Source organism: Streptomyces albireticuli (assembly GCF_002192455.1).
In the GTDB taxonomy this organism is placed as follows: Bacteria; Actinomycetota; Actinomycetes; order Streptomycetales; family Streptomycetaceae; genus Streptomyces; species Streptomyces albireticuli_B.
Genome location: NZ_CP021744.1, coordinates 7452447 through 7470442 on the forward strand (window position 1 = coordinate 7452447; position 17996 = coordinate 7470442).

Consider the following 17996-nt stretch of genomic DNA (forward strand, 5'->3'; position numbering starts at 1 on the left):
GGGCTTCCGCGCGCCCTTCGCCGCCCCGGAGATGACGGCGCGTCCGCTCTTCCGGTCGTACGAGGCGACCTTCAGCGAGGACTTCTCCGCCTGCCGGCCACCGCCGGAGGGATGGGCCACGGCGCTGGGCGCGCCGGACCCCTCGGGTATCGCCGCCTTGACGGCGAGCTGCCGGTCCGCGGCCGGGGGCGGTGTGGTGGCGGCCGGTTCCGTACCGCCGCCCGAGGCGGTGGTGGCGGGCCCGGGGGCGGAGCATCCGGCGACGAGGAGGGACGCGGCGGTCAGAGCGGGTAAAGCGATGGTTCTGCTGGGAATGCGCACCTTGGATCCTCGAGAGCGTGAGGTGGGGGCGGGCCGAGGGGGTTGGTCTGCACCTTCGGTCCGCGTCTGCACGGCATCGGACGGGTAAGTGATTACCCGTCGGTAATGATCTGCATGATCATGCCATGCGGAGGCGCGTCGTCCATTCCATTCGCCGACGCCGAAACCATGATCTGGATCACTTCTCGGCGCGACCGGGAATACACGTGCGGCGCACGGCCCCGGAGACGCGCCGGGGCCGTGCGCCGCACGGAAGGAATCGTCGTCCGCTGTGAGCGCGAAGCCTCATGACGGACGCGCGGGCGGGAACGTCTCAGCGCTTGACGGCCCGCAGGATGACGAACTTCGGGTCGCTCGCCACGACCTCGGAGTGACCGAAGAGCCGCCGCAGCCGCACGTGGTAGCCGAGGTGCCGGTTCCCGACCACCCACAGCTCACCGCCCGGCCGCAGCACCTCGCGGGCGCCCTCGAACATCCGCCAGGCCGTCGCGTCCGTCGTCGCCTGATGGGTGTGGAACGGCGGGTTGTTGAGGACGAGGTCCACCGAGTCCGCCGGCACCCCCGACAGACCGTCGCCCACCCGGAACTCCGCCGGCGCGGCCGTACCCGCGTTCGCCCGGAACGTGGCCTCCGCCGACGCCACGGCCTGGTAGGACTCGTCGATGAACACCACCTCGGCCTCGGGGTTGGCCAGCGCCGCCGCCGTGCCCACCACGCCGTTGCCGCAGCCCAGGTCCACGACCCGCTCGGGCCCGCGGCGCTCCGGCAGGTGCTGGAGGAGGAAACGGGTGCCGATGTCCAGCCGTTCGGCGCAGAAGATGCCCGCGTGGTTGGTGACCGTCCGGCCGGAGACCACCCCGACGCCGTCGGGCAGGGCGTAGCGGTGCGGCCACGGGTTGGCGCCCCGGGCGGCGGTCCCCTCCGGGTCCGGCGAACAGAAGATGAGACGCGACTTCTTCACCGCCAGCGACGTCCGTGTCGGCCCGAGGATCCGCTCGAACAGCGTCAGCGTCGAGGTGTGGATCTCGGTGACCCGCCCCGTGCCGACCACGACCGTGCCCGCGTGCACCCGCGGCGCCAGCCGGTGCAGCTGGTCCTCCAGCAGCGCCAGGCTCTTGGGCACCCGGACCAGCAGCACGTCGATCCGGTCCGGCGGGGTGTCCCGTGTGGACAGCAGCCGCACCGCGCCGTCCGCGACGCCGTTGCGCGCCAGGTTCGCCCGCGTCGCCTCCTGCCCGAGATAGGAGTCCGTGATCTGCGTCGGGCCGTACGCCGCGAGGGCGGTGGTCAGGGCACCCCACCGGTCGCCCACGACGACCACGGTGCCCGAGAGGTCCACGGGATCGCCGTCGATACCCCCGAGATGGCGCAGCAGGTATTCGTCGGCCGAGTCCCAGGCGCGGAGCCGGTCGCGGGGGTCCTCGGGGAAACGGGTGAGTTCGTACTCACCCTGTGGCGTCGTGAAACGGTTCATCGTGCCCTCAGGCTAGCCAGTCCACCGCACACCGGCCAAACCCGGCGGCGCGGCCGCGCGCGGCGCCCGGCACTCTCCGCCGTAGGTAGAGTGTCGCCCCGCCAAAAGAACGTTGTCGCAGGTGAAACCGGGGGCAGAGCCATGGGGATAGTCAATCGCGTAAGAAATCTGGGCGATTCGGTGAGCGCGGCGGTGACCGCCGGTAAGGACGCCGTCGCCGCCGGCCGGGGCGTGGTCGCCCGGGGCGTCGACGCCGGCCGCGCCGGCACCACGGCCTCCGGCGACTGGGTGCTCTCCGTGCTCCGCTCGCTGCCCGCGCCCGCCGCGCCCACACCGGTGGAGTGGGAGTTCTCGCTGGGCGCCCTGATCTGCCGGCACCCCCGGGTGCCCGCCGTCACCGCCAAGGTGCTGCGCCGCCTCGACGGCATCGGCGCCCTGCGCTTCGGCCCCGACTCGGTCGGCTTCGAGGGCGAGGACATCCCCTGGTCGAAGGTCGTCCACCTCCAGCTGCACGACGCCTTCAGCGCCATGACCACCGACGTCCTCGACGCCGAGATCGACCGCATCAGGGACGTCCTCCCGATGCTGCCCGGCCGCAAATGGGTCGTCACCAAGGTGGTCGAGGGCCTGGCCACCGTCATGCTCGCCGCCCTGGAGCAGGCCGCCGAACAGCGGATGGACACCGTCGACATCGCCTGCGAGATCACCTACCGCGGCACGCTCGGCGTGAAGAAGACGATCCGGGCCAACGTCTTCACCACCGCGCTCCTCGCCCAGCAGCCCGAGGTGACGGAGAGCCTGCTGGCCACCGCGCGCGCCAACGGCGTCCCCGTCCTGCCGGCCGAGGCACCGGCCGTGGGCACCCCGGCCGCCGAGCGGGTACGGGCCCTGCGCGCGCGTACGGACGCGGTGGCGGCCGAACTCCGCGCCGAACCCGGCGACGGCTCCCCGGACGCCCCGCCGCAGCTCACGCCCCCGCGCCCCTGACGGCTTCCCGGTCGCGAGGCGCGCCCACCGCTACCGGTGGGGCCGCACGAGGTCGAACGGCTCGATCCCGTGGCCGTCCCAGATCCGCCGCGAGGTCTCCTCGGGGTACGGGGCGGTGGTCGAGGCCGGGCCGAGCAGCCGGGTGAGCCGCCGCCCGGGCTCGTAGGCGGGCCAGCCGGGATCCCCGTCGTGCGCGAACGCCGTCCAGGCGCGGCGGAGGCCGTCGGCGAACGCGACGGTCCCGGCGGACGGCGCGCCCTCGCCGAGCAGACCCCGCCCGGCGGGGCTGCCGAACGTGCCGAACAGCAGCGGCACGTCGAGGCTGTGGCACGCGCCCAGGGCACCGCCCAGCGCGGGCGACCGCCCGCACAGCTCGGCGAGATAGGCCGGGCCACCCGCGGCGGAGTGCGCCTCGGCCAGCCGGAGACTCGGCATCCGGAAGAGGGCGTCGGCGTACACCGTCTCGAACAGGGCACCGGCGGAGGCGCCGGGGAAGCTCTCCCGGTAGGCGTGCTCACCGCCCGGGCCGGGGGCGAAGGCCCGCAGGGCCGCGGTGGCCTCCTCCTCGGTGATCCCGCCGAGCCGTCCGGTCATCACCATGAACAGCCGGAACTCGTCCCGGGTGTGGCAGACCATCAGCTCCACGTCCGCCGCCCGCCCGTCGCGCACCGCGCGCCAGGGCACGTCGGGGACGAGGTCGCCGTCGACCACCGGCGCGAACAGCGCCGCGCCCCGCGCGGCCCGGCCCCAGCGGCCCACGTGCCCGGTCAGCTCCATCGTGAGCGCGCCCGCCGCGTCGGCCAGCCGCTGCGGCGCGACGGCCGACAGGCTCTCCACGGTGGGTTTCGCGTCGACCCGGCCGGCCAGGACGGCGGCGATGTCGGCGGCGAGCGCGGGGGTGAAGTACAGGCCCGGCACGGACTGCGCGATCGCCCGGCGGAAGAGGCCCCGGGCCGGCGGGGCGGCCAGCAGCGAGGCGATCGACCCCGCCCCGGCCGACTGGCCGCACACGGTGACCCGGTCCGGATCGCCCCCGAAACCGCGGATGTTCTCCCGTACCCAGCGCAGCGCCGCGATCTGGTCCAGCAGACCGCGGTTGGCCGGGGCGTCCTCGAGCGCGGCGAACCCCTCCGCGCTCACCCGGTAGTTGAGCGTGACGACGACCAGACCGCCCTGCCGGGCCAGGAGCGCCGCGTCGTACAAGGGATCGGCGGCGGACCCGGCGGCGTAGGCACCGCCGTGGATCCACACCAGGACCGGCAGGCCCGCGCCACCACCCGGGTCGGGCGACCAGACGTTGACCGTCAGCCAGTTCTCCCCGGCGGCCGGGCCCGGCACCGGCGCGGGCCCGGACTGCGGCACGGACGGCCCGAAGGCCGCGGCGTCCCGCACCCCGGCCCAGGGCAGGGGCGGCCGGGGCGCGGCGAACCGCAGAGTGCCCACCGGAGGACGGGCGAAGGGCACGCCGCGGAACACCGCGAGCCCCTCGCCGTCCCGAAGTCCGGCCACCGTGCCGGCGGTGGTACGGACCTGCACACCGGTGCCGGTCATGGGCCGCTCCTTCTCACTGTCCGGGGTGTCACACCGCCCAGGGGGGCCGGCGTGACGGCGGACACGATCGACCGCGCCCGCCACCACCCGACCTACCGGATGCCCGGCACTTCGGTGTGCGACACGCCGTGACCCCTCGCCTCCTGGTCGTCGGATCGGGGGCCGGCGCGCGGGAGCCGGGTCAGGCGGCGGCCGGCTCCGACTCCGCCTGACGGCGGAGCAGCTTCTTGTCCGGCTTGCCCGCGTCGGTGAGCGGCAGCGCGTCGACGAAGTGGACGCGCTCCGGCTCGTACATCGGGCCCCGCGCCTCGCGGACCATGTCGCGCAGCGTCCGCGCGTCGAGGTCGCAGCCGGGCTCCCGTACGACGGCGGCGTGCACGCGCTCCATGCGGTTCGCGTCCGGGACGCCGAAGACGGCGGTCTGCCGCACCTGCGGGTGGGAGTTGAGGAGGTCCTCCAGCTCCGTCGTGTAGACGTGCCCGCCGACCACGACGATCATGTCCTTGAGCCGGTCGACGATGGTGAGGTAGCCCTCCTCGTCGAGGTACCCGATGTCACCCGTGTGCAGCCAGCCGTCGCGCAGCACCTCGGCGGTCAGCTCGGGCTGCTTCCAGTACCCCTGCATGATGCCCGTGGAGCGCACGCATATCTCGCCGTGCTCGCCGCGCGGCAGGTCGGCGCCGGCCTCGTCGCGGATGGCGATCTCGACGCCGTCCAGGGCCTTGCCGGCGGACCGCAGCAGCTCGGGGCGGTCGGGGTCGTGGTCCTCGGCGGAGAGCCGGCTGATGCCGCCGGCCTCGTTCTGCCCGTAGAACTGGTTGAGCACCGGGCCGAAGCGCCGCACCGCGTCGGCGATCCGGGCCGGGGAGGACTGGCAGCCGCCGTACCAGATGTGGGTGAGGCTGGAGGTGTCCGTGCGGGCCGCGTCCGGGTGGTCCATCAGCTGGTACAGCAGGGGCGGCAGCAGGAACGTGTGGGTGATGCGGTCCCGCTCGATGGTGGCGAGCACCGTGGCGGCGTCGAAGTCCTCCAGGAGCCGCACGCTGCCGCCGGAGCGCAGGGCGTGGTCCGCCATCATGCCGCCGGCGTGGGCGAGGGTGGTGCACAGCAGGTAGCGGACGGGGCCCGCCCAGTCCGGGATGGCCTCTTCCTGCGCGGGCGCCTGGGCGAAGGACGTGCAGATCGCCTTCGGGTGCCCGGTGGTGCCACCGGTGTGGCGGATGGTGCAGATGTCGCCGGGCCGGGCCAGCCCGGGGAAGGGCTCGGCGGACTCCTCGGCGGCGAGGTCCAGCAGGCTCCGGCCGATGTCCGCGGGACCGAGGGTGAGTACGTGCGCGACGGGCGCCCGGCCGGTGATCTCGGCGGCCCGCGCGGCGTACGCGGGGTCGGCGATCAGCACCTGGGTCTCGATGTCGCGGACGATGGTGGTCTGCACCTCCGCCGACAGCTTGTTGTACAGGTGGTTGACCGGGCAGCCGATGAGGTTGGCGGCGTAGCGCGCGGCGATCGTCTCCGGCAGGTTCCCGCTGAGCAGAGTGACGGCCTGGCCCCGGCGCACGCCCTGCGCGCGCAACGCCCGTGCCATCCGGTAGACGAGTCCCCGGAGTTCACCCCCCGAGATGCGGCGGTCCTTGTGCAGCACGGCGGTTCGGCCGGGCTCGGCTCCCAGGACATCGAGATTCCGCTCCACGTGTGTGCGGAATTGCCGCGTTGCGACGGTCATGCGTATTTCCTTTCAGGGGGCATCAGTTGACTAAGGCAACCAATTCTCCATGATAGTCGCCCATGATCGCGGGCTCAAAGTCGGCCGAGGCCCCTGCCTGAAATCCCTTGGTCGAAACGTCGATATCCGGTCAACGTCCCGAGTTTCGTGGCGATATCGGCCGCGCGGGTGGTCCGGGTGACACGCCGCTTCTGTGCGCTATGTGGGTGGTTGTGGGGGTGTGTCGGGTGTGATGGTCGTATGAGTCATGGGCGGATTGTTAGGTTTTTGCTACTGATCTGATAGTTCGTCCAATGGTGAGTGGGGTGGGGGAGTGGGTGGTGGTTGCGGTGGGTGGTGTGCGGGTGTCGGGGCGCAGCGCGGTGAGCGGTGAGGGCGGATCGGATCCCGGGGGCGGCGTACCGGGTCCGGCGGGCGAGGTCTCGATGCCCGGCTCCGACGGTGCGGGGGCGGTGGGGAGCGGGGGTGGCTACGACTACGAGCGGTACAGCCGGCTGGCGGGGCCGCTGGAGGAGCCGCCGACCGGTGTGTACCGGGTGGGGTACCGGCGGCTGATGGGGCGCCGGGGGGCGGGCACCACGGACGTCGACGCGGTCCTGCGCGCGGAAGCGGGGGCTGTCTGGCGTGTGGGGTTGTTGGTGGGGTTGGCGCCGTTGGTGTCGGTGGGGTTGTTGGTGTGGTTGTTGTGGCCGGTGCATTGGGTGGTGCGGGGTGGGTGGTGGGGGTGTGTGGATGGGTTGATGTTGGTGTCGGTGGGGTTGGTTGAGGTTTTTCGGGTGGTGAATGTGGTGTCGGTGGCGCATGCGTCGTGGGTGGCGTGTGATCCGGTGCCGGTGGTGGCGCAGCCGGGGGGTCGGGTGGCTTTCTGTACGAGTTTTGTGCCGGGGAAGGAGCCGTTGGGGATGGTGGCGGCGACGTTGGAGGGGGCGGTGGGGGTGCGGTATGAGGGGGTGGTGGATGTGTGGTTGCTGGATGAGGGTGATGATCCGGGGGCGCGGGCGTTGTGTGCGCGGTTGGGGGTGCGGCATTTTTCGCGGAAGGGGGTGGCGCGGTGGAATCGTCCGTCGGGTCGTTTTCGGGCGCGGACGAAGCATGGTAATTACAATGCGTGGTTGGATGCGCATGGTGATGGTTATGATTTTTTGGCGTGTGTGGATACGGATCATGTGCCGTTGCCGAATTTTTTGGAGCGGATGCTGGGGTATTTTCGGGATCCGGATGTGGCGTTTGTGGTGGGGCCGCAGGTGTATGGGAATTATGTGTCGCGGGTGACGAAGGGGGCGGAGAGTCAGCAGTTTTTGTTTCATGCGTTGGTGCAGCGGGCGGGGAATCGGTACGGTGCGCCGATGTTTGTGGGGACGTCGAATTGTGTGCGGGTGGGGGTGTTGCGGCAGATCGGTGGGTTTTTTGATTCGATTACGGAGGATATGGCGACGGGGTTGGAGGTGCATCGGCGGCGGAATCCGGTGACGGGTGGGCGGTGGCGGTCGGTGTATACGCCGGATGTGTTGGCGGTGGGGGAGGGGCCGTCGTCGTGGACGGATTTCTTTTCGCAGCAGTTGCGGTGGTCGCGGGGGACGTTTGAGACGTTGTTGTGTCAGTTTGGTCGGGTGGTGTGGTCGTTGTCGCCGGGGAGGTTGTGGAATTATTTGTTGTTGGTGGCGTTTTATCCGATTGCGGGTTTGACGTGGGTGTTGGGTGGGGTGTCGTGTGTGTTGTTTTTGGGGTGTGGTGCGGCGGGGGTGAGTGTGCCGTCGGAGGTGTGGTTGATGTTGTATGGGGATGCGGCGGCGTTGCAGGTGGCGTTGTATGTGGTGAATCGTCGTCATAATGTGAGTCCGCATGAGCCGGTGGGTTCGTCGGGGGTGGCGGGGATGGTGATGTCGGCGGTGTCGGCGCCGTTGTATGCGCGGGCGTTGGGGCAGGCGTTGTTGCGGCGGCGGTCGGGTTTTGTGGTGACGCCGAAGGGGGATTCGGCGTCGCCGGATTGTGTGGGGACTTTTCGGACGCATTTGGGGTGGGCGGGTGTGTTCGGGTTGTGTTTGGTGGCGTCGGTGGTGTGGGGGCATGCGTATCCGGCGATGCGGGTGTGGGCGGTGCTGGCGTTGGTGACGGCGGTGGGGCCGGTGGGGGTTTGGTGGGCGGGGATGATGCGGCGGCGGTGGGGGATGGGGGATGGGGGGTCTGGCGGTGGGGGGTTGGGAGCGGAGTTGGCGCCGGTGCCGACGTCGGCGGCGTCGGGGGAGGGGGCGGAGGGGGCTCCGTGTTTCGGGCAGCGGAAGCCGGCTTGAGCGGTGGGGGTGGGGCGGGGTGTGCCGCTGCGCGGGGCTTTTCCCCACCCCGCCCCTTCCCGTAACTGGGGGCTCCGCCCCCAGACCCCCTTTTCCGCGCTCCGCGCGGTGTCCTCAAGCGCCGGACGGGCTGAAAATCAGCCCGTCCGGCCCGGGGCGGAGCCCCGGAGCCCCGCGCAGCGGCACCCGCACCCGCACCCGCACCCCCGGCCCGCCGAACACGCCCCTCAGCTGATCCCCGACAACCTCCGCTCCACCCCCTTCGGATCGCTCCGCCACAACTCCCCCACCCCCACCGCGAAGCTGTCCGGAAAGATATCCTCCGCATCCGCCGCGAGACCGTCGAGCGTCGCCCGCGCCACCTCCGCTGACGTCGCCCGCGGGAAGTCGCCGAACGCCGGCTCGTGCCCGATGACGTAGTCCAGCATGTCCGTGTCCACCGGGCCCGGGAACACGGCGTGGACGCCGATGCCCCGTGGCGCGAGGTCCTGCCGGACGGCCTGCGTCATCGAGTGCAGCGCCGCCTTCGACGCCGGATAGCCGCCCAGCGCGGGCGTGGCGCCGAACGCGCCGATGCTGATGACGTTGACGACGGCGCCGCCGCCGTTGCGCTCGATCACCGGGACGAACGCCCGCAGGACGCGGAGCGTCCCCAGGAAGTTGGTCCGCATCACCTCCTCGACGAGCGCGAGGTCCATGTCGAGCAGGTGCCCCATCCCGTGCGAGCCCGCGTTGTTGACGAGCAGCGTCACGTCGGGCGCCGCCTCCGCCGCGGCGGTGATCGTGTCCGGCGCGGAGAGGTCCACCGCCACCGGCACCACCCGCGCCGGGTCCTCGGCGACGACCGCCGCCAGCGACGCCGGGTTCCGCGCCGCCGCGTGCACCCGCGTGGCCCCACGGGCGAGGAACTCGCCGACGAGCGCGCGCCCGATGCCACGGTTGGCGCCCGTCACGAGTACGACCGAACCTTCGATCTCCACGGTGGATCCCCTTCCGTCGGCGGGCCGCGCCGCGCGCCTGCCCGTCGTGTGCCGTCCGGAGCCCCCTACCCGCCCGGCGGCCCCGGCTCGCCGGACGCGCGGCCCCGGTCCGTACGGCCCCCGGGACGCTCTCCCGCGTGCGCGGCCGCAACCCAGGCCGGAGGCTGTGAGGGGACGTACGGACGTCCCTTCCACCCCGGTCACCGAGGAGGCTCCCGACCATGGCCGACGACACACCGCCCGGCCCCACGCGCGTACTGGTCTTCGGCGCGTCGCTGCGCGGCGACTCGCTCAACGCCCGGCTGGCGGCGCTCGTCGCCCGGCTGGTCCGGGACGCCGGCGCCGAGGCGGACCTCGCCCGGATGGGCGAATTCGCCATGCCCGTCTACGACGGTGACGCCGAGACGGCCGAGGGCATCCCGGCCGGCGCGCTCGCCCTGCGCGACCGGATCGCCCGGGCCGACGCGATGGTGATCGCCTCGCCCGAGTACAACGCCTCCCTGCCCGGCGGGCTGAAGAACGCCGTCGACTGGGTCTCCCGCGTGCGGCCGCAACCGTTCAAGGACAAGCACGCGCTGCTGGTCTCCGCCTCCCCGTCCATGGTCGGCGGCAACCGCGGCCTGTGGTCGCTGCGCATCCCGCTCGAACACCTCGGCACCCGCGTCTACCCCGACATGTTCAGCCTGGCCAAGGCGCACGAGGGGTTCACCGAGGAAGGCGACCTGGCCGACCCCGCGCTCCAGCGGCGGCTGGCGGAGTCCGTGGCCGCGTTCCTCCAGCTCGTGGAGGCCGACACCCGCTACGTGTGCCTCCAGCGGCGGTGGTACGAGTTCCTCGGCGACTGCACGGACGCGCCGGTCACCCAGCGCGCCCAGGACTGACCGCCGCGGCCCCCGCCGGAGAACCGTTCACCAGGGGCCCGTTCACCAGGCGCGTCAGAGGCTGAGGACGTCCGCCAGGTCGTACCGGGCCGTCTCCTCCAGCTGCGCGTACGTGCAGTCGGCGGGCTCCCGGTCCGGGCGCCAGCGGCGGAACTGCGTGGTGTGGCGGAAGCGGTCGCCCTGGAGGTGGTCGTAGGCCACCTCGCAGACCCGTTCGGGGCGCAGCGGGATCCAGGAGAGGTCCTTGGTGCCGGTCCAGCGGCTGGGCCCGCCCGGCAGCCGGCCGCCGGCCTGCGCGTCCGGGTCCGTCCACCGCTCCCACGGGTGGCCGTGGACGTCGGCCATCCGCAGCGGCTCCAGCTCCTCCATCAGCTCCGCGCGGCGGCGCATGGGGAAGGAGGCGCAGACGCCGACGTGCTGCAACCGCCCGGCGTCGTCGTGGAGGCCGAGGAGCAGCGAGCCGACGACGGGCCCGCTCTTGTGCAGGCGCAGCCCCGCGAGGACGCAGTCGGCGGTCCGCTCGTGCTTGACCTTGGTCATGACGCGTTCGCCCGGCCGGTAGGGGAGGCCGGGCGGCTTGGCGACGACGCCGTCCAGGCCGGCGCCCTCGAACCGCTCGAACCACGCCCGGGCGACGTCCAGGTCGTCGGTGACGGGGGTGACGTGCACGGGCGCCGCGACGTCGCGCAACGCGGTGGTCAGGGCCTCCCGGCGGCCGCTCTGGGGGAGGTCCAGGAGCGACTCGTCCCCGAGTGCCAGCAGGTCGAAGGCGATGAACGAGGCCGGGGTGAGCTCGGCCAGACGGGCGACCCGGGAGGCCGCCGGGTGGATGCGTTCGAGCAGGGCGTCGAAGTCCAGCCGCCCGTCACGGACGACGACGATCTCGCCGTCCACGACGCAGCGGGCGGGGAGCTGTGCCAGCAGGGCCCGGACCACCTCGGGGAAATAGCGGGTCAGCGGCTTCGTGGTGCGGCTGGCGATCTCGATGGCGTCGCCGTCGCGGAAGACGATGGCCCGGAAGCCGTCCCACTTCGCCTCGTACTGCATACCGGGCGGGATGGCGGACGCCGTCTTGGCCAGCATCGGCCGCACCGGGGGCATCACCGGGAGTTCCATGACCGCGATTGTGCGGGCTCCCCGGCCCCCTCGCCCGCCGGGAGCAGCCCGCGCGGCTCCGCTCCGGCGGCCGTGAGTGGTGGGGCGCGGGAGGCGCGCTTAGCGTGGGGGCATGGGCGGTGACGCGGTGGAGCTCTCTGCGGGCGGGCGGACGGTGCGGATCTCCCACCCCGACAAGGTCTATTTCCCGGAACGCGGCTTCACCAAATACGACGTGGCGTCCTACTACCTGAGCGTCGCCGACGGCGTCGTCCGCGCGCTGCGCGACCGGCCGACCACCCTGGAGCGCTATCCCGACGGCGTCGGCGGCGAGTCGTTCTTCCAGAAGCGGGCCCCGAAGAACCTCCCCGACTGGATCCCGACCGGACGCATCTCCTTCCCCAGCGGCCGCTACGCGGACGAGATCTGCCCCGGGGAGATCGCGGCCGTGCTGTGGGCGGCCAACCTGGGCTGTCTGACCTTCCACCCCTGGCCGGTGCGGCGGGCCGACACCGACCACCCCGACGAGCTGCGCATCGACCTCGACCCGCAGCCGGGCACCGACTACGCGGACGCGGTGCGCGCCGCCCTCGACCTGCGCGAGGTGCTGGCGGGTCTGGGGCTGACGGGCTGGCCCAAGACGTCCGGCGGGCGCGGCCTGCACGTCTTCGTGCCGATCGCGCCCCGGTGGACGTTCACGCAGGTGCGGCGGGCGGCGATCGCCGTGGCGCGGGAGCTGGAACGGCGGTCGCCGCGGACGATCACCACGGCGTGGTGGAAGGAGGAACGCGGCGAGAAGGTGTTCGTGGACTACAACCAGACCGCCCGCGACCGCACCATCGCCAGCGCCTACTCCGTACGCCCGCGCGCGCACGCCCCGGTCTCCGCCCCGCTGACGTGGGAGGAGGTGCCCGGTGCCGTGCCCCGGGACTTCGACCTGGGCAGCATGCCCGGGCGGTACGCCGAGGTGGGTGATGTGCACGCGGGAATGGGTGACGAACCCTGCGGCCTGGAGGCGGCCCTGGAACTGGCCGACCGGGACGAGCGCGAGCACGGCCTGGGCGACCTCCCCTACCCGCCGGAGCACCCGAAGATGAAGGGCGAGCCGAAGCGCGTCCAGCCCAGCCGGGCCCGCAAGGAGGGTACGGGCGAAGGGGGCGCCCGCAAGCGGTCCGGGGGCGGCGACGGAGCCGGGGAAGGGCCGGAGCCGGCCACCGGCTGAGCACCGTGCCGAGGGCGCGTACCCATGAGGCCGTATGGGTTTTCATCAGGTTTATCCGCCTTCGTCCCGTGGAAACGTGGGCTGTGCGTTGACCACTCCGTAGGACAAGGGAGCTGCAATGACCCAGACACTGGTGGCCCGTGGCATGGCCGTATCGGTCGCCGCGCTGACCGGGGCGGTGCTGGCCGCCGGACCGGCCCAGTCGGCTCCGGTGCCGGCCCGGCCGAGCGGCACGGTCGTCAGCGTGTCGGGTGTGAACGAACGTCACTTCCCGAGCACGGACTCCTCGGTGCGGAGCACGCTCCTCCGTGGGGTCAAGGTCGGGCTGCGGTGCAAGGTCCGGGCCCAGAACATCGGCGGGAACAACGTCTGGTACCTGCTGCGGGACCGTGCCACATGGGTGAACTCGGCGTACATCACCCCCGCCGGCGCCGTTCCCTTGTGCAAGGACGTCAACCGCGGCGTGCCGGAGAACGCGCCCAAGACACGGGCCGCCATGGGGTGATCCCCCTCGGCGGTGGCCGACGGGCGGGCCGGGGCGCATCAGCCCCGGCCCGCCCGTGCGCCGTCAGCCGTTCACCGTCCACCGCCCGCTTCTCACCGGGGCGTCGGCCCGGCGCCGTCTCCTCGTCTGTTGACTTCCGCACCACCACGTGTCATTGATGACGTGTCCACGCCATTCTTCCTGTTCTCGGTTCCGCCCGGCACCCCACTGCCCCGGAACCGGAAGGGAGCACGCGATGAGTACGCCCACGAGCTCGCACCGCAAGCGGACGACGGCGGTCGCGGCCCTCGCCGCCGCACTGACGACCGGAGCCGCCGTCCTGGCCGCGCCGGCGGCCGTGGCCGCCACGGTGTCCGTCGGCTACACATGCACAGGCCCCGGCGCCCCCGCCGACGTCCAGCCCATCCAGGTCTCCATGACCGCCCCGGCGAGCGTGCCGGCGGGCGGTACCGCCGAGCTCTCGGTGGACGTCACCACCAGCATCAAGGCCCCCCTCACCCTCCCGGCCAGGAGCGTGACGGGTGAGATGGACATCGTCCTCGGCGGCACGGCCTCCGGCAGCGTGACCGCCACCGGCTTCACCAACGCCGCCGTCGTCCCGAGCGGCACCACGGTGAAGGTCACCGGGGGCAAGGCCTCCGTCAAGCTCGACGCGGCGGGCGCGGCGACGTTCGCACCGGGGAAGGCGTCGGTGCACGTGTTCGGGGTGACGGTCGAGTGCGTGGTGTCGGGGACGGCACCGGTGGCGGCGACGACGGAGGTGACGGCGCGGTAGGCCGAGGCGGGACGGGCGGGGCTCTTCCCGCCCGTCCCGCCGTACGGCGGCGCGCCCCGGGACCGTACCGGACGTGCCGGAGGGCGTCAGACGCGCGTGAGCTTCGCCGCCCCGAACGACACGTCGAACCGGTCGCACCAGATGCTCACGCTCCCGTACCGCCCCAGGTCCAGCCCCGCCGGCAGCGCGTAGTTCTGATCCCCCTTGTTCCCCTTGAGCGACCCCAGGCTCCGGTGCGCCCCGTCGTCGAAGACGTGCCAGCCGGCCCGTCCCTCCTTCACCGGGCCGTCGCTGAGCAGCACCTTCACGTCCGGCCCGTTGCTGGTGTCCAGGTTCTCCAGCCGCAGCGTGCGGGTCCCGTCCGGCAGCTCCAGCACCCGCACCTTCCCGGTGGTCGTGTGTTCGTGGCTGATCAGCTCTCCCTCGGCCAGCGTCCGGGCCCCGCGGGACCCGGCCTCGGCCGCCACCGGCGCGGCCTCGCGCACCGTGGTGTCCACCCACAGCTTCCACGGCTGGAACCACACCACTCCCGCACCGACCGCCAGCACCCCGGCGAGCAGTACCCCGATCACGACCCGCCTGCTCAGCATCCGCCGTACGCGTCCCATTCCAGCCTCCTGAAGCCATGTGCCTTTCAGCCATGCCAACGGGCCGGGACGCGGTGGATACTCCGGGAAACAGATGACGAAAGTCTTACGTCCGGTTCTTACGCGCGGGTGCCGACCGGGTGCCTCGCGGCCACGGACGGTCGCGGCCGGTCACAGCGGGGCGGAGCTGTGCGGTCCGTAGAGGTCGAGCAGCCGGGTGCGGGCGGACTGGAGACGGTGGCCGAGGATCTCGGCGACGGCGCGGACGACGGCGAACCCGAGTGCCGGATCCTCCTCGCACAGCGCCCGCGCCTCGGCGCCGTCGAACTCGTAGGCCCGTACCGGGCTGAGCGCCTCCGCCCCGAACCCCCATTCGTACGGCGGGAACATCCAGGACCAGCCCAGCAGGTCCCCCGTGCCCAAGGTCTCCACCGCCGCGACCCGCCGTCCCGGCAGGGTGAGGTCGAGCGTGACGGCGCCGGACCGGATGATCCAGAAACGGTCGGCCCTGCCCTGCTCCTCGAAGATCCGGGTGTCCTCGGGGAACGAGACCTCCCGGGCGAGCGTCATCAGGCGGTCCCGGTACTCCGCGGGAAGGGTCCTGAGCAGCTTTTTCGCAGTGGACATGGCCGAGCCTCCTAGCCCCCGCCGACCTGGTACGTCCATTGAGCCACGGCCGGACGGGTGAGGCATCCCGAGTCGCCAGGGGCTCCGGAGCCGCCAGGGGCACCAGGGAGCCGGTCAGCTGCCGAGAAGCCCCTTGAGCAGCCCGTTGACGAGCCCGTCGAGCCCGCTCACGAGCTTGCCGAGGGTGTTCACCAGGCCGCTGACGAGCCTGGTGACGACGGGCAGCAGGCCGTCCGGGCCGCCCGCGCCGTCGGCGGCGGCCCGGGTGCGCCCGGGGGAGTGGGCGCCCGGGGTCACGCCGTCCTTGGCGAGGTGCGCCGTGGCGGCGACGGCGTCGGTGGTCGAGGTGGTGACGGCGGTGAGGTCCGGTGCGGCCGCCCGGGACTGCTGTTCGAGCGTGGCGCGGGCGGTGGCGAGGGCGCCGAGGTGCTTCTTGACGTTCGCGCACGACGGGCCGGGCTTCGCGGTGCCGGACCGCGGCTGCTCGCACTCGTCCACGACCCGGCGGGCGGCCTGCGTGTAGAAATTGGAGTCGATGGCCTTGGCCCCCTCGGTGGCGGCCTTGCGCAGGGCCTCCGGCGACGGCACCCGGGCCTCGGCCGGGGGCGCCGCCGGGGCCCCGGCGGGGGCGGGCGCCCCGGCCGGGGGCTGGGCGGTGGCGGCGGTGGTCACGGCGAGCGCGCCGCACAGCGCCCCGGAGACGAGAAGCGTGGTTCGGCGGGGGAGGTTCATGGGGCTCTCCTTCGGGCCGGACCCTCATGGGCCGGGATCGTCTGATCACCTTGCGGGCCCTTCCGGGACCCCGCAATCCGAGGAGGTCCATCCGGCGTACGCGCACGCGATTTTGACGCTTCGCCAGTTAAAAATGACGAGGCGTCATGAAAGGGTCCGGCGGGACGGCTCCGTGGAGCCGCCGCCCCTGTGGTCCCGGCGGCGGAGATGCCTCCTGAGCGTGGCGAGCACGCTGCGCCGGTCGTGGTGCCGGCGGGTGTGCCGGTCCAGCTCCTCCACCAGCCGCTGGGTGCGCTTCTGGATGTCGAGCTCGTCGAGGATGCGGTCGATCTCGGCGAGCAGCGCGCCGTGCAGCTGCCACTGCCGGGGGTGTTCGAGCACCTGGTGGAGGAGGAGGCCGGCCGCGTGGTCGCGGGTGGTGCGGGCGGTGGCGAGCTCCTCGGCGAGGCGGGTCTCGGCCTGCTCGGCGTTGGCGGTGACCTGGCTGGTGATGACGACGGCGAAGCTCTCCACCGCGCGCGCGAGATGGGTGAAGACCTCCTGGAGGCTCGCGGCGACGTCGGAGGGGAACAGCGTCTCGCGGGTGCGCTGCTTGGCGAGGTCGGTGAGGGTACGGGTGGCCACGCGCAGGACGACCGCCGAGATCTCGAGCGTGTCGAGGCCCGTGCGGAGCACGACGCGGTGGAGCACCCCTTCCTTGACCCTGGGGTTGAGACGGAGGCTGTCCTCCGCCTGGCGCAGGGCGGCGTCGACCTCGACGATGTCGTGGTCCAGGCGGCGCGCCCGGTGCAGCCGGGCGGCCGCCTCCGCGACGGGCGTGTGCCCGCTGATCTGCTCGGCGATGTCCTCCAGGAGGCCGCGCATGCGCCGGGCCAGGTCCTCGATCGCCTCGCCCGCGGGCTGCACCCACACGGGCGGGACCAGCAGCACGTTGAAGAGCAGCCCGACGACCGCGCCGATCAGCGTCTCCAGGACGCGGTCCCAGGAGGTCTCGGCCACCCGGGTGACGCCGAGGACGAGCATGGCGCTGATGGCGACCTCGGGGACGAACTCGCCCACCCGGACGAAGCGGCCGATGACCAGCGAGGACAGGATGATCAGCCCGAGGCTCCACCAGGTCAGCCCCACGAGCACGCTGAAGCCGATGGCGATCAGCACGCCCGCGACCACGGAGTTCACCCGGCGGATCCCGGTGGTCAGGGTGGAGTAGAGGGTGACCTGGACGACGAGGAGCGCGGTGAGCGGCGCGGTGAGCGGCGCCGGCTCCTTGCTCAGCCACAGGGCCACCACGTACGCGATCACGGCGGCCAGGGTCGAGCGCACGGTCTGGACCACCGTGGGCTCCCGGCCCCGGCGCACCAGGGTCGTCAGCGGATCGGGGAGCCCTCGTCTCTTCAGCGCCTTCTGCACGTCCAGCCCCTTCCCGGTCCGCGGCGGTACGGACACGTACGGGGCGCCGTGCCACCCGCGTGGTCGCCGACCGGGCGTGCCCCGTGCCGGGTGGACCGCCGCGGGCCTCCCGGGGATCCGGTCGCGGGGTGTGACGGCGGCGCACTCCTCGCTATCCTCGGGTGCCTCGGGACCCTCGGGCTGGTGATGGGAGTGCTGATGCCGCGACAGCGGGAGCAGATATGCGCGGCCTGCGAGGGCGAAGGCATCACCACGAAGATCGAGTACAGCGTCGAGACCGATGAGAACGGCCATCAGCGGCCGGTCACCCACACCAGCTATTCGTCCTGCACTCTCTGCGGCGGCACAGGCAGCACGTCTGGCTAGCCGGAGGGGAAGAGGTTCTTGTGCGACCCGACCCCGATCCCGAATTCCAGCCCGAGCCCGGCCCGGAACCGGCCCCCGAGCCCGTCGCCGGCACCGAACGCCCGCCCGGGGAGACACCGGACCGGACGTCCGGACCGATGCGCCCCGTCTTCACCTGCGTGATCTGCGGATGCGTCTACATGCCCCCCAGGACGATGACCTACCCCCTCCTGGGCACGACCGCCTCCCCGCTCCACTGCGGCGAACCCACCTGCCGCCGCGCCGCCGCGCGCATCCCCCGGGCCCTGCGCCGCCTGTACGCCGAAGGCGCCTGGACCCGGGCCAGGAAGTGGATGGACAAGGAGCCCTCCGACGCCGTCGTCGACGCCCGGCGCCGCAGCCGCGCGTCCACCCGCCCGGAAGGCAGCCGCTCCAAGCTGCGCTGACCTCGGCGCGGACTTCTCCGCGCGAGGAAACGGCCGGTCGCTGC

17 protein-coding genes are annotated in these 17996 nt (G+C 72.6%); 8 read left to right on the plus strand and 9 right to left on the minus strand.

The features are described from left to right. Positions 1-634: 634 nt before the first annotated feature. Entirely contained in the window at positions 635-1795 is a 1161-nt protein-coding gene (locus SMD11_RS31980; protein WP_087929756.1) for a methyltransferase, read from the minus strand. Positions 1796-1936: 141 nt separating this feature from the next. Here SMD11_RS31980 and SMD11_RS31985 point away from each other — a divergent pair, with 141 nt between their 5' ends. Continuing rightward, complete coding sequence (locus SMD11_RS31985; protein WP_159395420.1) at positions 1937-2782, plus strand: hypothetical protein; 846 nt, start codon at positions 1937-1939, stop codon at positions 2780-2782. Positions 2783-2812: 30 nt separating this feature from the next. Here the strand turns inward: SMD11_RS31985 and SMD11_RS31990 are convergent, their stop codons facing one another. Further along, positions 2813-4333: a carboxylesterase/lipase family protein gene (locus tag SMD11_RS31990; protein WP_087929758.1), complete on the minus strand. Its 1521-nt coding sequence runs from the start codon at positions 4331-4333 to the stop codon at positions 2813-2815. Between the two features lie 181 nt (positions 4334-4514). Continuing rightward, positions 4515-6056, minus strand: coding sequence for an AMP-binding protein (locus tag SMD11_RS31995; protein WP_087929759.1), 1542 nt, complete (start codon positions 6054-6056; stop codon positions 4515-4517). 425 nt (positions 6057-6481) lie between these two features. Between SMD11_RS31995 and SMD11_RS32000 the strand changes: the two genes are divergently transcribed. After that, a complete protein-coding gene (locus SMD11_RS32000; RefSeq protein WP_087930860.1) occupies positions 6482-8347 on the plus strand; it encodes a glycosyltransferase family 2 protein in 1866 nt (621 codons plus the stop codon). A gap of 227 nt (positions 8348-8574) precedes the next feature. Here the strand turns inward: SMD11_RS32000 and SMD11_RS32005 are convergent, their stop codons facing one another. Then, positions 8575-9327: an SDR family oxidoreductase gene (locus SMD11_RS32005; protein ID WP_087929760.1), complete on the minus strand. Its 753-nt coding sequence runs from the start codon at positions 9325-9327 to the stop codon at positions 8575-8577. A gap of 221 nt (positions 9328-9548) precedes the next feature. On the opposite strand from SMD11_RS32005, the gene SMD11_RS32010 reads away from it, so the two are divergent. Then, entirely contained in the window at positions 9549-10208 is a 660-nt protein-coding gene (locus SMD11_RS32010) for an NADPH-dependent FMN reductase (protein ID WP_087929761.1), read from the plus strand. Positions 10209-10262: 54 nt separating this feature from the next. Here the strand turns inward: SMD11_RS32010 and SMD11_RS32015 are convergent, their stop codons facing one another. After that, positions 10263-11324 (minus strand): ATP-dependent DNA ligase, encoded by a 1062-nt coding sequence (locus SMD11_RS32015; protein WP_087929762.1) that lies wholly within the window; start codon positions 11322-11324, stop codon positions 10263-10265. A gap of 112 nt (positions 11325-11436) precedes the next feature. Here SMD11_RS32015 and ligD point away from each other — a divergent pair, with 112 nt between their 5' ends. The 3 genes from ligD (at position 11437) to SMD11_RS32030 (ending at position 13805) form a co-directional block, all read left to right on the plus strand. After that, positions 11437-12525, plus strand: a complete 1089-nt coding sequence (gene ligD / locus SMD11_RS32020; protein ID WP_087929763.1) for a non-homologous end-joining DNA ligase — start codon at positions 11437-11439, stop codon at positions 12523-12525. A 118-nt stretch (positions 12526-12643) separates the two neighbouring features. Then, positions 12644-13030 carry an SH3 domain-containing protein gene (locus tag SMD11_RS32025; RefSeq protein ID WP_199844000.1) on the plus strand — a complete coding sequence of 129 codons (387 nt, stop codon included), beginning with the start codon at positions 12644-12646 and terminating at the stop codon, positions 13028-13030. 235 nt (positions 13031-13265) lie between these two features. Further along, the gene (locus tag SMD11_RS32030) at positions 13266-13805 is read left to right on the plus strand and encodes a hypothetical protein (RefSeq protein ID WP_087929764.1); all 540 of its coding nucleotides are present in this window, start codon (positions 13266-13268) and stop codon (positions 13803-13805) included. An 86-nt stretch (positions 13806-13891) separates the two neighbouring features. Here the strand turns inward: SMD11_RS32030 and SMD11_RS32035 are convergent, their stop codons facing one another. The 4 genes from SMD11_RS32035 to SMD11_RS32050 all read right to left on the minus strand — a co-directional run bounded on the left by SMD11_RS32035 (position 13892) and on the right by SMD11_RS32050 (position 17167). Continuing rightward, on the minus strand, positions 13892-14413 hold the full coding sequence (locus tag SMD11_RS32035; protein ID WP_087929765.1) for a DM13 domain-containing protein: 522 nt from the start codon (positions 14411-14413) through the stop codon (positions 13892-13894). Positions 14414-14563: 150 nt separating this feature from the next. Next, positions 14564-15019 (minus strand): Crp/Fnr family transcriptional regulator, encoded by a 456-nt coding sequence (locus SMD11_RS32040; RefSeq protein WP_087929766.1) that lies wholly within the window; start codon positions 15017-15019, stop codon positions 14564-14566. A gap of 114 nt (positions 15020-15133) precedes the next feature. Then, a complete protein-coding gene (locus tag SMD11_RS32045; protein WP_087929767.1) occupies positions 15134-15751 on the minus strand; it encodes a hypothetical protein in 618 nt (205 codons plus the stop codon). A gap of 144 nt (positions 15752-15895) precedes the next feature. Continuing rightward, a complete protein-coding gene (locus tag SMD11_RS32050) occupies positions 15896-17167 on the minus strand; it encodes an aromatic acid exporter family protein (protein ID WP_087930862.1) in 1272 nt (423 codons plus the stop codon). 177 nt (positions 17168-17344) lie between these two features. Here SMD11_RS32050 and SMD11_RS32055 point away from each other — a divergent pair, with 177 nt between their 5' ends. Beyond that, positions 17345-17527, plus strand: coding sequence for a hypothetical protein (locus SMD11_RS32055; RefSeq protein ID WP_159395421.1), 183 nt, complete (start codon positions 17345-17347; stop codon positions 17525-17527). 20 nt (positions 17528-17547) lie between these two features. Further along, positions 17548-17952 (plus strand): hypothetical protein, encoded by a 405-nt coding sequence (locus tag SMD11_RS35615; protein ID WP_159395422.1) that lies wholly within the window; start codon positions 17548-17550, stop codon positions 17950-17952. Positions 17953-17996 lie beyond the last annotated feature (44 nt).